15 protein-coding genes are annotated in these 14,871 nt (G+C 68.9%); 9 read left to right on the forward strand and 6 right to left on the reverse strand.

Annotated features, from left to right (window positions below):
* Positions 1 to 59: 59 nt before the first annotated feature.
* From ACWDMM_RS32940 to ACWDMM_RS32950, 3 genes are read right to left on the reverse strand one after another with little or no spacing between them, the layout of a single operon-like run.
* Positions 60 to 572 (reverse strand): nitroreductase/quinone reductase family protein, encoded by a 513-nt coding sequence (locus ACWDMM_RS32940; RefSeq protein ID WP_195082007.1) that lies wholly within the window; start codon positions 570 to 572, stop codon positions 60 to 62.
* Between the two features lie 44 nt (positions 573 to 616).
* Positions 617 to 1,834, reverse strand: coding sequence for an Rv3212 family protein (locus ACWDMM_RS32945; protein WP_195082006.1), 1,218 nt, complete (start codon positions 1,832 to 1,834; stop codon positions 617 to 619).
* A 27-nt stretch (positions 1,835 to 1,861) separates the two neighbouring features.
* Positions 1,862 to 3,538 (reverse strand): DEAD/DEAH box helicase, encoded by a 1,677-nt coding sequence (locus ACWDMM_RS32950; protein WP_323124401.1) that lies wholly within the window; start codon positions 3,536 to 3,538, stop codon positions 1,862 to 1,864.
* 464 nt (positions 3,539 to 4,002) lie between these two features.
* Here ACWDMM_RS32950 and ACWDMM_RS32955 point away from each other — a divergent pair, with 464 nt between their 5' ends.
* Genes ACWDMM_RS32955 through ACWDMM_RS32965 form a run of 3 tightly spaced genes read left to right on the forward strand, consistent with a single transcriptional unit; the run spans position 4,003 to position 6,699 of the window.
* Entirely contained in the window at positions 4,003 to 4,860 is an 858-nt protein-coding gene (locus ACWDMM_RS32955; protein ID WP_357112915.1) for an SCO6745 family protein, read from the forward strand.
* Positions 4,861 to 4,914: 54 nt separating this feature from the next.
* Positions 4,915 to 5,970: an alpha/beta fold hydrolase gene (locus ACWDMM_RS32960; protein ID WP_195082004.1), complete on the forward strand. Its 1,056-nt coding sequence runs from the start codon at positions 4,915 to 4,917 to the stop codon at positions 5,968 to 5,970.
* A 27-nt stretch (positions 5,971 to 5,997) separates the two neighbouring features.
* Positions 5,998 to 6,699 carry a ferritin-like fold-containing protein gene (locus tag ACWDMM_RS32965; protein ID WP_357112919.1) on the forward strand — a complete coding sequence of 234 codons (702 nt, stop codon included), beginning with the start codon at positions 5,998 to 6,000 and terminating at the stop codon, positions 6,697 to 6,699.
* Between the two features lies 1 nt (position 6,700).
* Here the strand turns inward: ACWDMM_RS32965 and ACWDMM_RS32970 are convergent, their stop codons facing one another.
* Positions 6,701 to 7,540, reverse strand: coding sequence for a helix-turn-helix domain-containing protein (locus tag ACWDMM_RS32970; RefSeq protein ID WP_195082002.1), 840 nt, complete (start codon positions 7,538 to 7,540; stop codon positions 6,701 to 6,703).
* A 102-nt stretch (positions 7,541 to 7,642) separates the two neighbouring features.
* Between ACWDMM_RS32970 and ACWDMM_RS32975 the strand changes: the two genes are divergently transcribed.
* On the forward strand, positions 7,643 to 8,182 hold the full coding sequence (locus ACWDMM_RS32975; protein WP_195082001.1) for a YceI family protein: 540 nt from the start codon (positions 7,643 to 7,645) through the stop codon (positions 8,180 to 8,182).
* 67 nt (positions 8,183 to 8,249) lie between these two features.
* Positions 8,250 to 8,477, forward strand: a complete 228-nt coding sequence (locus ACWDMM_RS32980; protein WP_067810591.1) for a DUF3107 domain-containing protein — start codon at positions 8,250 to 8,252, stop codon at positions 8,475 to 8,477.
* A gap of 72 nt (positions 8,478 to 8,549) precedes the next feature.
* Here the strand turns inward: ACWDMM_RS32980 and ACWDMM_RS32985 are convergent, their stop codons facing one another.
* Positions 8,550 to 9,215, reverse strand: coding sequence for a TetR/AcrR family transcriptional regulator (locus ACWDMM_RS32985; RefSeq protein WP_067810596.1), 666 nt, complete (start codon positions 9,213 to 9,215; stop codon positions 8,550 to 8,552).
* A gap of 479 nt (positions 9,216 to 9,694) precedes the next feature.
* On the opposite strand from ACWDMM_RS32985, the gene ACWDMM_RS32990 reads away from it, so the two are divergent.
* The 4 genes from ACWDMM_RS32990 (at position 9,695) to ACWDMM_RS33005 (ending at position 14,592) form a co-directional block, all read left to right on the forward strand.
* Complete coding sequence (locus tag ACWDMM_RS32990) at positions 9,695 to 10,666, forward strand: DUF3152 domain-containing protein (protein WP_323124402.1); 972 nt, start codon at positions 9,695 to 9,697, stop codon at positions 10,664 to 10,666.
* A 142-nt stretch (positions 10,667 to 10,808) separates the two neighbouring features.
* Positions 10,809 to 11,993: an adenylyltransferase/sulfurtransferase MoeZ gene (gene moeZ, locus ACWDMM_RS32995; protein ID WP_195081999.1), complete on the forward strand. Its 1,185-nt coding sequence runs from the start codon at positions 10,809 to 10,811 to the stop codon at positions 11,991 to 11,993.
* Between the two features lie 418 nt (positions 11,994 to 12,411).
* On the forward strand, positions 12,412 to 13,263 hold the full coding sequence (locus ACWDMM_RS33000) for a TIGR02569 family protein (RefSeq protein WP_195081998.1): 852 nt from the start codon (positions 12,412 to 12,414) through the stop codon (positions 13,261 to 13,263).
* A gap of 216 nt (positions 13,264 to 13,479) precedes the next feature.
* Positions 13,480 to 14,592: a C40 family peptidase gene (locus ACWDMM_RS33005; protein WP_195081997.1), complete on the forward strand. Its 1,113-nt coding sequence runs from the start codon at positions 13,480 to 13,482 to the stop codon at positions 14,590 to 14,592.
* Between the two features lie 66 nt (positions 14,593 to 14,658).
* Here the strand turns inward: ACWDMM_RS33005 and ACWDMM_RS33010 are convergent.
* The coding region (locus tag ACWDMM_RS33010; RefSeq protein WP_449941420.1) for a hypothetical protein at positions 14,659 to 14,871 on the reverse strand (213 nt) is incomplete at its 5' end.

Genomic DNA, 14,871 nt, shown 5'->3' on the forward strand with positions numbered 1-14,871 from the left:
ATGGTCCACGGTTGATCATGCGGCGGCACGGTGGTCTCCCGCGACGGTGACGAAGCGGGCTACGACCCGACCGGCTCCCCGAGTTCCAGCACTACCAGCGGCAGCGGCCGCGAGACCTTGGCCTGGTAGTCGGCGAGCAACGGATTGTTCGCGATCACCCACGCGGCGAACTCGTCGTACTCGGCGGCCTCCAGCGCCCGCGCCGTGCCCCGATAGGTGGTGGGCCCCAGCTCGATGGTGACGCTGGAATGGGCTTTGACGTTGTGATACCAGGCCGGGTATCGGTCCTCGATGAACGAACTCACGTACATCGTTTCGCCGCGGCGCAACAGGCCGAGCGGAACGACGTGCGGTTTGCCGCTCTTGGCGCCGGTGGTCGTGAGCAGCAACAGTTCACCGCCCGCGTAGGCGCCGCCGACCTTGCCCGCGTTGTCGCGGAACTCTTCGATCACGCCGTCGTTCCAACGCGCCATCTCCTCCTCGGAGTGCTCCTGGTTCCACGGTGCGTCGGGATCGTCGTAGGCCGTGATGGCAGCGGCGTTTTCCTTTGGGGCGGCCTGGGTTTCGCTCATTGCCTCAGTGTGCTGCAAGGCACCGACAGATTTCGCCGGGCGCCTCAGCCGAAGGCGTGCAGTTCTCCGTCGCGCAGTTCCAGCACGGTGTTCCCGATGACGGTGAGCGAGATCGGACTTCCGGTGTAGCCGGGCCGCTCCACCGGGACGCGTCCCGTTTCGGCTCCCGTGGCCGGGTCGAGGACGGTGAGCGCGCCGGTGGTGGGCAGCAGCAGTTTGCCCGCCATCAGCGCGGGTGAGCCGAGCGCGCCGCCCGCCGTCCACAGCGGGTCGAACGTGCTTCCGTTCAAGGCGATCACGCTGTTCCCGGTGAAGACCAGATAGGCCGATCCGATCCGGGTGGTCGTGGCCGTCTGGCTCAGCGGGGCCGAAAGTTGATGCATCACAACGGGGTTGCCGTTCCCGTCGTAGACGGCCAAGCGCGGCGGCAGCGATTCGGCGGCGGGGAAGTAGAGCACGATCCGGCTGTCGGACACCGCCAGCACCCGCGCTTCCGCGGAATCCGTTCCCGGACCGGTCAATACGTGCGAGCCGTACTCCTCCGGCACGGTGTTGTCCTTGGGGGCCGGGTTGAGCACCGTGAGCCGCTCGGCCGGATCGGCGGGGCAGCGCTCCAGCACGGCGAGCCGAGAGGAACTGGAACTCGACGACAGCAGCGTGCACCCTTTGCGCGGCTGCGTCTTGACGTTCACCGGAGCGTCGACGAAGCCGTACTCCACCGTGCGCACCAGATCCGAGCGCCACATCTCCAGCCGCTGCGGTCCCTGCGCCAGCAGGTAGGTGCCGTCGACCGACAGCCGCACGTCCTTGTCCATGTAGCTGCTGCGCGCGGTGCGGCGGGCGCCGCTGTCGCCGGCCAGCATGGTGGCCTGGCTGCACCCGCGCTCGTCACGGTAGACCGCGATCACCATGCCGTATTGGCCCTCGACCCCGCACAGCGGCATGTCCCGCCGGTATTTCCAGAGCTGCTCGCCGGTGCGCGGGTCGCGGCCGGTGACCGTGTCGTCGTCGCCGGTCACCGCGACACCGCCGGACACCAGCGCACGCGCGCTCGCGCGGTCGGGCGCGTGCCACAGCTCCCGCAGCGCGGTGGGCAGCTGATCGGCCGCGGCCGGCGTGGGCACCGTGGAGGACGCGGTCACCGATTCGGTGCCGTGCGCGTCTCCGCGCACCCACACCAAGGCCCCGGCGACCGCGACGAGAACCGCGATCGCGACTGCGGAGATGATATCGGCGCGCGTCCGCCGCTCGGGTGCGAGCACGGATGCGAGACTAGCCGATCCGCGCGGTCAGGCCGACGCGGCGGCCGCGGGCTCGGCCGCGCTCCCGGTGTCCTCCGCGGTGAGGTCCCCTTCGCCCGAACGACGCCGCCTGCGCCTGCGGCGAGCGGGACGGTCGGAGGTCTCGGATTCCTCCGCGCCGCCGTTGTCGTCCGCGGCCTCCGTGCTCGACTCGTCGGTGGCGGTGACGTCGGTGGCGTCTCCGGTCGACTTGCGCCGCCTGCGCCTGCGGCGGGCGGGCTTGTCGGCCGCATCCGCCTCGCCGGCCTGCTCCGCGTCGGCAACGGCGGTGTCGGTCGAATCGGCGGTCTCGGGGGCGTCGTCGATCGGCTTACCGCCGCGGGTGCGCTTACGGTTGCGCTTGCGCGGAGCGCGGGCCGTACGTTCGACCACCACCGCGTCCGGGTCGCGCTCCGGCTTCGGCTTGCGGATCACGCCGGTCACGCCCTCGGGAATACCGAGGTCGGTGTACAGGTGCGGCGAGCGCGAGTACGTCTCGACCGGTTCGGGGATGCCGAGCCCGAGCGCGCTGTCGATCGCCGACCAGCGGTTGAGTTCGTCCCAGTCGATCAGCGTCACCGCCACGCCGGTGCGCCCGGCCCGGCCGGTGCGACCGATCCGGTGCACGTAGGTCTTCTCGTCCTCGGGGCACTGGTAGTTGATGACGTGCGTGACGTCGTCGATGTCGATGCCGCGCGCCGCGACGTCGGTGGCGACCAGCACGTCGATGGCGCCCTTGCGGAACTTGGTCAGCGCCTTCTCGCGGGCGATCTGGCCGAGGTCGCCGTGCACGGCGCCCACCGCGAACCCGCGCTCGGCGAGATCGTCGGCCACCTTCTGCGCCGTGCGCTTGGTGCGCGTGAAGATCATCGTCGCGCCCCGGCTCTCGGCCTGCAGGATGCGCGCGATCAGCTCGCTCTTGTCCAGGGCGTGCGCGCGGTAGACGAACTGCGCGGTGCGGTCGTGCACCGCCGAGTCGTGCGGCTCCTCCGCCCTGATGTGCGTCGGCCGGTTCAGGAAGGTGCGCGCCAGGGTGATGATCGGCCCGGGCATGGTCGCGGAGAACAGCATGGTCTGGCGTTTGTCCGGGACCATGCCGAGGATGCGCTCGATGTCGGGCAGGAAGCCGAGGTCGAGCATCTCGTCGGCCTCGTCCAGCACCAGCACGCCGATCTTGCCGAGGATGAGGTGCTGCTGGTCGGCGAGGTCCAGTAGTCGGCCCGGCGTGCCGACCACCACGTCGACGCCCGCGCGCAGCGCCTCGATCTGCGCCTCGTAGGGGCGGCCACCGTAGATGGAGGCGACGCGCAGCGGCCCCTGGTGGTTGGTGAGGTACTTGCTCGCGTTCTCCAGATCCTTGGTGACCTGGATGCACAGCTCGCGCGTCGGCACGATGACCAGCGCGCGCGGCGTGCCGTCCAGCGGCGTCGTGCCGGATTCCGCGGTGGCGATCCGGTGCAGCAGCGGCACGCCGAATCCGAAGGTTTTGCCCATGCCGGTGCGGGCCTGACCGATGAGATCTTCACCCGCGAGCGCCAGCGGGAGGGTCAGTTCTTGAATGGCGAAAGTACGTTCGATTCCGATCTCGCCGAGTGCGCGGACGATTTCGGCGCGCACGCCCAATTCGGCGAAAGTCGGGGCGGTGTGCGTCGCGTCCAGTTCGGCCGTCAACAGGGTCTCCGCCAGACCTGGTTCCTGATCGACTGTGATCTTGCTCAGGGTTCGTGCCTTCCTCGTAATCACGTCCCGCGCGCACGAGGTGGGGCGGACCGGGCGGTCCACGACGACCACGACTCCGCAGGTGATACTTCACCCGGCCACGCTCCGGATGCCGGGCGCCTGCCGTGAAAAACGGCGGCTACCTCGCAAAACATCGGCGCGGCGCACTGGTGACGCGGATTGGTGCGCGCACATTTTCGGTGTCCAACGAAAACTTCGCACTCGAAACCGGTCGGCGGTCGCAGCGGCGTCCGCGCGGTGTGCGTGAGCGCGACGTCCGGCAACTCTGTCGAGCGAAACTTTTCGTTGTCCGACGCGATTGTAGCGTGATATTGTGCCCCGCTCGAATTGCCAGCGCGGCGCGCTATCGGAAATGCTCCTGACCCGCGGTGTGCTTTCGCCGCGCCGGGGGTCCACGTACGCTGCGCGACATGGGAATTCATCCGGCGCGGCAAATCTGGGCGACGCTCGAACCGCTACACGATGTGGTCTATTTCGGAACCGGCGTCAAGGAGTCGGGCGTCGGGATCGGATTGCGCGGCTACTGGCAGACGTACTTCGCTTTCCGCGCCGCGCCGCTGGGCGCGGTGACGCCCGCCGCCGTGCAGGCGGTCTTCGCCGGATTCCACCCCGGCATGGTGCGTCGCGCGCTGCCGGAAGCGTGGGAGCGCGCCACCCCGCAACGCTGCCTGGCCGCTCGGCTGGAGCTGGCCACCGGCCTGCTGCGCGGCGTCGGCGCGGGCGACGCGGTGTCGGCTCGCGCGGTCGAACTGCTCGCGCCGGTGCAGCGCGCGGCGGATCCGACGGGGCGGGCGCTGTTCGCCGCGAACGCGGCTCTGCCGCTGCCCGCCGACCCGGTGGCCGCGCTGTGGCAGCTGGCCACCTCCCTGCGCGAGCATCGCGGCGACGGCCATGTCGCGGCCCTGGTCACCCACGGCCTCACCGGACGGCAAGCGCTGATCGTGCAGGTAGCCGCGGGCAAGGCGCCGGAATCGGTGATGCGTCCGGCGCGCGGCGTGTCGGAGGCGGAGTGGGCGGAGGACTTCGACGAGCTGCGTGCCCGCGGCCTGGTCGCCGGGGAGCCGGTCACTCCCACCCTCACCGGCGGCGGCGCGGAGTTGCTGGCCGCGGTCGAGGCCGACACCGACGAAGCGGCGTGGACCGGCGCGCTCGCGGTGCTGTCGGCCGACGCGATCACCGAGCTGACCACCTCGCTCGCGCCGCTGGTGCGCAGCGTCCAGGAGTCGGTGGTGCCGCCGCTCAACCCCGTGGGCATGGGGCCGCGGTAGCACGGCGGGGAGTTGCCTGTTACCGACGGTACCGAGTATGAGAATCTCTTCGCTGTGAGCCTTGCCGACACTGTCACCATCGCCGCGCGCAACGCCTGGGCGCTGACCTTCGGCTCCGGCATCGAGGCGCCGGACCCGACCCCCGCGACGATCCTGTGGAACCAGCCGCACCGGCAACTGCGCCGGTTCGAGGGAGCCGACGGCGACGCGGCGTCGGCGGATTCGGCCGTGCTGCTGGTCCCGCCGCTGGCCGCGCCCGCGACCTGTTTCGATCTGCGGCCCGACCAGAGCCTGGCGCGCTTCCTGCTGGAGATCGGCCGCAGCCCGTACGTCGTCGACTACGGCGAGATCACCTTCGCCGACCGGCGCATGGGCTTCGAGGACTGGATCGACGACATCCTGCCCGAGGCGGTGTTGCGCACCAGCGCCGACCGCGACGGAGGCGCGGTGGACCTGGTCGGCTGGTCGCTCGGTGGCACGCTGGCCCTGCTCACCGCCGCGGCGCATCCCGAGTTGCCCATCCGGTCCATCACGGCGGTCGGCTCGCCGCTGGACTACGACCGGATGACCGGCGTGCCGCAGCTGCGCGCCGTCGCGAAGCTCACGGGTGGCCGCGCCACCTCGACCGTCATCCGCGCGGCCGGTGGCGTTCCTGCGACACTGACTCGAATCGGCTACAAGGTCACCGCCTGGGATCGTGAGCTGACCCGGCCCTGGTTCGTCGCGAGCAACATCGCGCGCACCGAGGCGCTGGCGAAGATGGAGACGATCGACCGGTTCATGGCCGAGATGCCCGGCTACCCCGGCCGCTTCTACGGTCAGCTGTGGGGCCGGTTCATCCTGAACAACGACATCGGGCGCGGTGTGGTCCGGCTCGGCGCGCGCCGCATCGAACTGGCGAAGGTGACCGCGCCGGTGCTGCTGGTCGGCGGGCCGTCCGACGTGATCACTCCGGCGGCGGCCGTCGAAGGCGGTGCGCACGTGCTCACCGGAGCGGCCACGGTCCGCTACGAGACCGCTCCAGGCAGCCATCTGGGCATCCTGGCCGCGCCGACCGCGCGTGACACGACATGGAGTTACCTCGAGAAGTTCCTCGCCGAGACCGCCTGATCCGCGGTGAGTATTACGCTGGGGCGCATGGGAGCACAGTCACCTGCCGCGTTAGGTGTTTCGTCGACCGACCCAGCAAGCCTTTCCATCCCCGCGAGCCATCCCGGCGTGACCGACCTGTTCGCGGTGCTCGCCTACGGCGAGATCTCCGCGTTCTACCGGCTGGCCGAGGAGGCCAAGCTGTCGCCGACCCTGCGGGGCAAGGTGGCGGTCGCGACGATGGCCGCGGCCGAGATGGAGCATTTCAAGACACTGGAGTCCGCGTTGGCCGCGCGCGGCGCCGACGTCTTCGACGCGATGGCGCCGTTCGTGCGCGCGCTGGACGACTACCACGCGTCCACCGACCCTTCGACGTGGCTCGAGTCGATGGTGAAGTTCTACGTCGGTGACGGCATCGCCGCGGACTTCTACACCGAGATCGCGGGCGCGCTGACCCCGGACGTCGCCGCGGTGGTCCGCGACGTGCTCGCCGAGACCAGTCACTCCGAGTTCGTCGTCGAGGAGGTGCGCCGGGCGGTCACCGAGAGCCGCTCCGAACGCGACCGGCTCACGCTCTGGGGCAGGCGGCTGCTCGGCGAGGCCATCACGCAGGCGCAGTTCGTCATGGCGCAGCGCGACGAACTCACCGATCTGGTGCTCACCGCCACCGGCGACCTCAACGGCATCGCCGCGCTGATCGAGCGCATGCAGGACAGTCACGCCGAGCGCATGGCGGTCCTCGGGATCTGAGCTATTCGTTCGCCGCGCGGTTGGGCACCAGCCGCAAACCGGGCGCGTGGATGCTCGCCCGGTCGACCAACCAGACGACGACGCTCTGATCCCTGCGGTCGGCTTCCAGCATCTCGAACGGGACCTCGACCGAGCCGTGCACGGGATGGTCGAGGTGCAGTGTGCCGGAGCCGGGTGCGCCCACCCGATGCGGCTTCCAGCGGTCGGCGAAATCGGGGAGCCCGCGCAGCGCTTCGATGGTCTCGAGCAGTGCGTCGTCTCCGGGCCAGTGCAGTTTGGCGCGGCAGAGTGCCGCCGTGAAGGTGTCGGCGGCTTCCTCCCAGTTGCGCAGGACGCGCCGCGCGGCGGGATGCATGAAGATGTACCAGGCGAGATCGGGCTGATCCGGTCCGTCCAGCAGGCCCAGCGGAGCGACGAAATCGGCCCACGCCTGGTTCCAGCCGAGCACGTTCAGCCTCCGGCCGACCACGAACGCCGGCGTCGGCTGCAACGCCCGCAGGATCGTTTCGATCGTCGGAGCCACCTGCTCCTGAGCGGATTCACTTCCGGGGCATCGGGATTCGTTGCCGGAAGCCATCGCGAGCATGCCGAAGTACTGACGGTCGTCGCCACGCAGCAGCAGCGCGTCGGCCAGCGCGTCGATCACCGCGAGCGACGGGTTGGTGTCGCGGCCCTGCTCCAGCCGGGCCAGATAGTCGGCGCTGACGCCCGCTCGGACGGCGACCTCCTCGCGCCGCAGCCCCGGCGTCCTACGGCGGCCGCCCTCGGGCAAGCCGACATCCGACGGCCGCAGCTCGGCGCGCCGGGCGATGAGGAACTCCGCGAATCCATTGCTTGCCATGGTTTCCATCGTGCCGGGTCCGGGGACGATCAACCTCGCCCTGCCAGGTCCAGGATAACGGCGGTCTGGCTACCGGACCGCGGTCCGGCCATTGTCGGAGGCATGACTTCTACCTCGGAATCCACCACGCTGAAATCCGGTTCGTGGGCCCTCGACGCCGCGCACTCCTCGGTCGCCTTCACCATTCGCCATCTCGGCATCTCCAAGGTGCGTGGCGGATTCACCCGGTTCGAGACCGAATTCGTGGTCGACGAATCGGGCGCCGCCACCGTCGGCGCGACGATCTACCTGGACTCCTTCGACACCGGCAACCCCGACCGGGACGCGCACATCCGCACCGCCGATTTCCTCGACGTCGCCAATCGCCCCACGCTGACCTTCCGCGCCGACCATCCCGTGGTCGTCGCCGAGACCTTCGAGGTCCGAGGGCAGGCCACGCTCGGCGCGATCACCAAGCCCGTCACACTGGAAGTCGAGTGGGGCGGCGTGCAGGACTTCGGTCCCACCGGCGACCGGCACGCGGGCTTCTCCGCCACCGGCACCATCAAGCGCACCGACTTCGGCGTCGGCGGCCCGCTGCCCGGCATGCTCAGCGACACCGTGAAGATCGAACTCGAGATCCAGCTCGTCGAGCCCAAGTGAGCGCCACCGGCGGCCACCACTAGCCTTGGAATCGACAGCACAGGACTCTCAGGTTCGGAGGTTGGCCGTGGAGGTCAAGATCGGTATTTCGGATAGCCCGCGCGAGCTGGTGATCAGCAGCGCGCAGACCCAGGAAGAGGTCGAGGCGCTGGTGTCCGGTGCGCTCGGCGGCGACGGTGGCGTCTTGACGCTCACCGATGAGAAAGGCCGCAAGTTCCTGATCCAGGCCGCGAAGGTCGCCTACGTCGAGATCGGCTCGACCACCGGCGGCCGCGTCGGTTTCGCCGCCGTCTGACTTCCGCTTCACACGCAGCGAGCCCCTGCCCCGAGCGATCGGGGACAGGGGCTCGTTCGTCGTCGGACCCGCTCAGTCGATCGGGTGCAGCGGCACGTGCTTCAGGCCGCCCCACGCGAGCTGGACGGTGGTGTCGACCGCCTCTTCCTTCGGGATCGGCCGATCGGCCTCCAGCCAGTAGCGCGCGGTGAACTGGCTCGCGCCGACCAAGCCGACGGCCAGGATGCGGGCCCGGTAGGGGTCGAGGCCCGAGTCGTGCGCGACGAGGTCGAAGACCGCGTCCACGCAGGCCTCGGTGGCCTGCTCGACCCGGCGCTGCACCTGCGGCTCGCTGGTCAGGTCGGACTCGAAGACCAGGCGGAAGCCCTGCATCTCGTTGTCCACGAAATCGAAGTACGCCTGCACCGCCGCGCGCACGCGCTGCTTGTTGTCGGTGGTGGAGCGCAGCGCTTGGCGCACACTGGAGACCAGCATGTCGACATAGTTCTGCAGCACCGCGAGGTACAGCTCCAGCTTGCTGCTGAAGTGCTGGTACAGCACCGGCTTGCTCACTCCGGCGCACTGCGAGATCTCGTCCATGCCCGCGGCGTGGTAGCCGCGCTGCACGAAGACTTCGCTTGCCGCCGCGAGTAGCTGTTGACGTCGCTCGTCGCGCGGAAGCCGGGTACCGCGTTTGGCGGGTGCCATGGCCTCGGACGACGATCTACGGGACGTCATCCGGTCCACGAGGTCAGTCATTTCGGCTCTCCCAGTCGATTCCCCGGCAAAGGGGTGTGCACCGGGTTATTTCAAGCACGATACCCGGTTGTCGCCTGCCCGCGGATCGGGGCCGGGCAACTGGTGCCACCCGCGGACACATTGTCGCACCGGAGGAGCCGCCGGTGTGCCCGCAGGTGGGGATTCGCCGCTGTGAGACGCTGGTGAACGTGACCGACCGACCGGACAGACCACCCGCCGGGCGGCGCGGTACACGCGGCCCGGCTGGCTCCGGCGAGCCCGGTTCCGTAGGGTCGGACCACATGGCGAGAACCTGGCCAGAGGCGCGATCCAGTGGGGCGGCTCGGACCGGCGCAGCCAAGCGGTCCGGGGCGGGCGGCGGGTCGTCCGGTCGCGAGAAGAGCGAACGCAAGCGCGGCAAAGCGCCCGAACCTCCCGCGCCGCAACCCGATTCCACCCCGACGCAGGGCGAACAGGATGCTGCCGACGATCCGGTCGGCATGTACTCGCACAAGGCCGAGCGATCCCATCAGCCGCTGCGCGCCCGCTGGGACCCCACCGCTCCCGACGAGGGCAGGACCAGGACGCGCCCCGAGCGGGACGCCAAGAAGCAGAGCGCGCTCGGCCGATTCGTCTCGACCTACGGCTGGCGGGCGTATGCGTTGCCGGTCCTGGTCGTGATCACCGTTCTGGTCGTGGTCGACGCGATCCGCGCCGCCGACGAGATCAACGCCGCGGGCTCCGACCCCGGGCTCGGGCGGCTCAGCCCGGCCACCGCCACCGCGGGCATCATCGGCGCCCCACCCGGTGACGGGCACTTTCCCACCGATCTCCCCACCGGCGCCCTGCCCGAAGGCGGCGCCTTCGCCGAATCCGGCGCGGGCGTCTGGCACGTGGTGCCCGGCACGACCGCCCAGATCGGCACCGGAACCGCGACCGCCTTCCGCTACACCGTGGAGATCGAGAACGGCGTGGACACCTCCGGCTTGGGCGGAGACGAGGCCGTCGCCAAGATGATCGATGCCACGCTGGCCAACCCGAAGAGCTGGACCCACGACCCCAAGTTCGCCTTCCGCCGGGTCGACCAGGGCGACGTGGACTTCCGCGTCTCGCTCACCTCACGAGAAACCAGCCGCAAGGAATGCGGTTTCGATATCCCGATCGATACCTCCTGCTACAACGCCGACGATCGCCGCGTGGTGCTGTCGGAGGTCAGGTGGGTGCGCGGCGCGCTGGCGTTCGAAGGCGATATCGGGTCCTACCGGCAGTACCTGATCAACCACGAGGTCGGCCACGCCATCGGCTACCACCAGCATCAGGCGTGCGAGACCGACGGCGGGCTCGCGCCGGTGATGATGCAGCAGACCTTCGGCACCCGCAACGACGACATCGCCGCGCTGGATCCGCACGGCGTGGTCCCGATGGACGGCAAACGCTGCCGCTTCAACCCCTGGCCCTATCCGAGGGGATGAGGGCGGTTGTCGCGCCGGGCCGGGTATACGGAACGATGGGCGGGAAGAACTGCCCGGTCGTCGGTGTTGCACTGTTGAACCAACCCGCCGCGGGCGTCATACCGCCGCAGCGATCGGCCGAGCGATTCGAGGAGTCCTGGACGTGTCATCACCCAAGTCCCTGCCGCCACTTGTCGAGCCGGCCGCGGAACTGACCAGGGATGAGGTAGCCCGCTACAGCCGACACCTGATCATCCCCGATCTGGGCGTGGACGGGCAGAAACGTCTGAAGAACGCCAAGGTACTGGTGATCGGCGCGGGTGGCCTCGGCTCGCCCGCTCTGCTGTACCTGGCCGCCGCCGGTGTCGGCACGCTGGGCATCGTCGAGTTCGACGAGGTCGACGCGTCGAACCTGCAGCGCCAGATCATCCACGGCGAGTCCGACATCGGCCGCTCCAAGGCCGACAGCGCGCGCGACTCGATCCTGGAGATCAACTCCGGCATCGATGTCCGGTTGCACAAGATCCGGCTGGAGCCGGAGAACGCGGTGCAGCTGTTCGAACAGTACGACCTGATCGTCGACGGCACCGACAACTTCGCCACCCGCTACCTGGTCAACGATGCCGCGGTGCTCGCGCGCAAGCCGTATGTGTGGGGCTCGATCTATCGCTTCGAGGGCCAAGTCTCGGTGTTCTGGGAGGACGCGCCGGACGGGCGCGGTATCAACTACCGCGACCTCTACCCGGAGGCCCCGCCGCCCGGCATGGTCCCCTCCTGCGCGGAGGGCGGCGTGCTCGGTGTGCTGTGCGCGTCCATCGGGTCGGTGATGGTCACCGAGGCGATCAAGCTGATCACCGGCATCGGTGAGCCGCTGCTGGGCCGTCTGATGGTGTACGACGCACTCGACATGAACTACCGCACCATCAAGCTGCGCCGCGATCCGGAGCGTCAGCCGATCACCGAGCTGATCGACTACGAGGCGTTCTGCGGCGTGGTGTCGGATGAGGGCCAAGCGGCCGCGGCCGGGTCCACCATCACCGCACGCGAGCTCGAGGAGCTGCTGGCGTCGGGTAAGGACATCGAGCTGATCGATGTGCGGGAGCCGGTCGAGTGGGACATCGTGCACATCGAGGGCGCGAAGCTCATCCCCAAGGACCGCATCCTGTCCGGCGAGGCGCTGGCCGAACTGCCCCAGAACCGCCCCATCGTGCTGCACTGCAAGACCGGCGTGCGCTCCGCCGAAGCCCTGGCCGCCCTCAAACGCGCGGGCTTCTCCGACGCCACCCACCTGCAAGGCGGCGTGATCGCCTGGGCGAACCAGGTGGACAAGTCACTGCCGGTGTACTGAGCGGGTAGAACGCCTACGCCTCGCCGTCAGCCGGGGTGTAGACGGCGGCTCGCGATCGCGCAACACGATGTCCAGATCCAGGCGGACGAAGTTGAGCGGGCTCTCGTGAACCCGAATCCTCGCGCGCTTGGTGGAATGACGGCAGTCGAATTTCGGGTGCCAAGGGCCGAGTCGCGAGTTGGAATGCCAACGCGCCCGGCTGAGCCCAGCTCCCGGTTTCGAGCGAAGCGAGACCGAGCATGCGCCGTTCGCGGCCCTGCTTGCGTCCGAGTGGCCGCCGCGTCCGCGACGAAGGAGCAAGCGGCGGTCGCTCGGATGCGAGCCATAAGGGGGCCGTGAACACGCAGCGCCGCAGGCGCTGCCAAACAACACGGCGCGCCGGAGGCGCGCCAAAACCGACACCACGTACGGTACGGCCGTGACTTCTGTGGAACCTCCCGAGCATGTGCGTGCCACGTTCGGTCTGCGCGAAGTGACCCCGGTTGCGCTCGGCGACTGGGAAGGCGGCTGGCGCTTGGGCGATGTGGTGCTCAGTCCGGTCACCGATCACGCGCGCGCGGCGTGGTCGGCGAAGGTCCGAGAGGCGTTGCGGGTGGACGGGCTGCGGCTGGCACGTCCGGTGCGGGCGACCGACGGCAGGTACGTGGTGTCGGGCTGGCGCGCGGACACCTATCTGGAGGGTATGCCGGAACCGCGGCATGACGAGGTGGTGTCGGTGTCGCTGCGCCTGCACAAGGCGACGGCGGATCTGGAGCGCCCGCGTTTCCTCGCTCAGCCACCGGTGGTGCCGTGGGTGGACATCGACGTGTTCGTCGCGGCCGATCGCGCCGCCTGGGAGCCGGTGCCGCTGCGCAGCCTGCGCGCGGGCGGCGCGTCGCTGTCGACCTCCCCGGACGGGCGGCGCAGCATCGAACTGATCGGCCAACTGGCCACCCTCCGCAAACCGGTGCAGTCGCCGCCACAGCTGGTGCACGGCGATCTGTTCGGCACCGTGTTGTTCGCGGGCGCGCAAACCCCCGGGCTCACCGACATCACCCCCTACTGGCGGCCGGTGCCGTGGGCGGCGGCGGTGATCGTGGTGGACGCGCTGGCCTGGGGCGGCGCGGACGACGGGTTGCTCGATCGCTGGGCGGACCTGCCGGAATGGCCGCAGATGTTGTTGCGCGCGGTCATGTTCCGGCTCGCGGTGCACGCGCTGCATCCGAGGTCCACTCCGCAGGCGTTTCCCGGCTTGGCGCGCACGGCGGACATGGTGCGCCTCACCCTCTGAATTCGCCGCGGCGCAGTGCGCTTCGCGGGAGCTGGTCGGCGGCACACCGACCCGATGCGGATGGGGCGGACAGTTGCCAATGCCGGGAATGCCCGATACTCGGCATTACAGCTGCGTCTGCCGCCACAGCGTCCGGCGGCATCGGCCGAGTGAGGTACGGATAATGCTCGTTGCGCCTTTTGGCATGTGTGCCTTGGCCGGAGGAAGGGGGTGCACATGACGACCACCCGTGCCGAGCTGATCGGGTTCGTCGAAGGTCTGTACGTTCCCCGTATCGCCAGCGGTGGCCTGAAATCCCTGATCCAAGCGGCGCAGGAATTCATCGAGACCTCGATTCTGCTGTTCGCCTCCGGGCAGGGTTCCCAGCAGCCGGATCTGCTGGCCTGGCTGGACAAGCAGAAGTTGCTCAGTGACGACGGCCTCGAAGAACCTCCGGGCGAGTCGGTGCTGATCGACAACTACAGCGCGCGCAAGGGCGAAATCGACACCAAGAAGAAGGAGATGGATCAGCAGGGTCGCAACGTCAAGGACGCCGCTTTCAAAACCTTCGATTTGACGAATGCCACCTATAAGTCGATCAAGGAACGGGTCGGCGAACTCGATGGCAACCTGCGCAGCATCAGGGAACGCACGGACAAGGAGGGCGCGTACCTGCCGCTGACGGCGGATGAGGAGAGTCGCGCGATGCGATACGTCCTGCAGGCCGTCGACGACGTGCACGACGCGGTGGCGGACACCTACGGGCAGATCCAGAACCAGGCCAACGGCATCGACGCCTCCCGTCCGTACTACCAGAGCCGAACGAGTCACCAACCAGGCCGGACCCTGTCCACTCCGTGGTCGAGGGGTGGTAGCTCGGTGCCCGCGAGCACCGCGACCTATGCGACCGGCGACGGCACCGTGGACGACATCCTGAAGATGGCGCGCAATGAACTGGGCGTGCGGGAGAACGGCACGAACCACGTCGACCGGCCCTACAACATCGACGACGCTTGGTGCGCCTCGTTCGCCACCTGGGTGTGGAAGAAGGCCGGGTATAAAGTCAACTGGACCAACAAAAATCTGGTGTCGGCCATCTGGTCCGATGCGAAGAAGCTTGGACTGCAGCGGTCCACCTCGAAAGCCCAACCCGGCGACATGGTCATCTTCGACTGGAACAACGACGGCAACCCGGACCACGTCGGCATCGTGGAATCCGTCAACGGCAACACGATCACCACCATCGAAGGCAATTCCAGCGACCAGGTGAAGCGCAATCACTACAACATGGGCAACTCGGATCTGGTCGGTGTCGTGCAGACGCCGTCGAAGAAGGCCGTGAGTGTCTAGCGCGCCGCGCACGGATCTTCTGACAGATCCGTGCGCGGCGTGCTCAGCACAGTACGGCGGTCCCGATCAGCTCGACAGATCTTCCACCGACGCGGATTCACTGCCCGACAGCGAGATGCCCAGATTGGCGGCGGTGCGATCCACCTCGTCGTCGCCGTGCTGGAATTCGATGGCCGACGCCGCGGACAGCACTTCGACGTTGAGGCACAGCGACTGGAGTTCCTTGAGCAGGACCTTGAACGATTCCGGAATGCCCGGCTCCGGGATGTTCTCGCCCTT

This window comes from Nocardia sp. NPDC003726 (assembly GCF_053586955.1).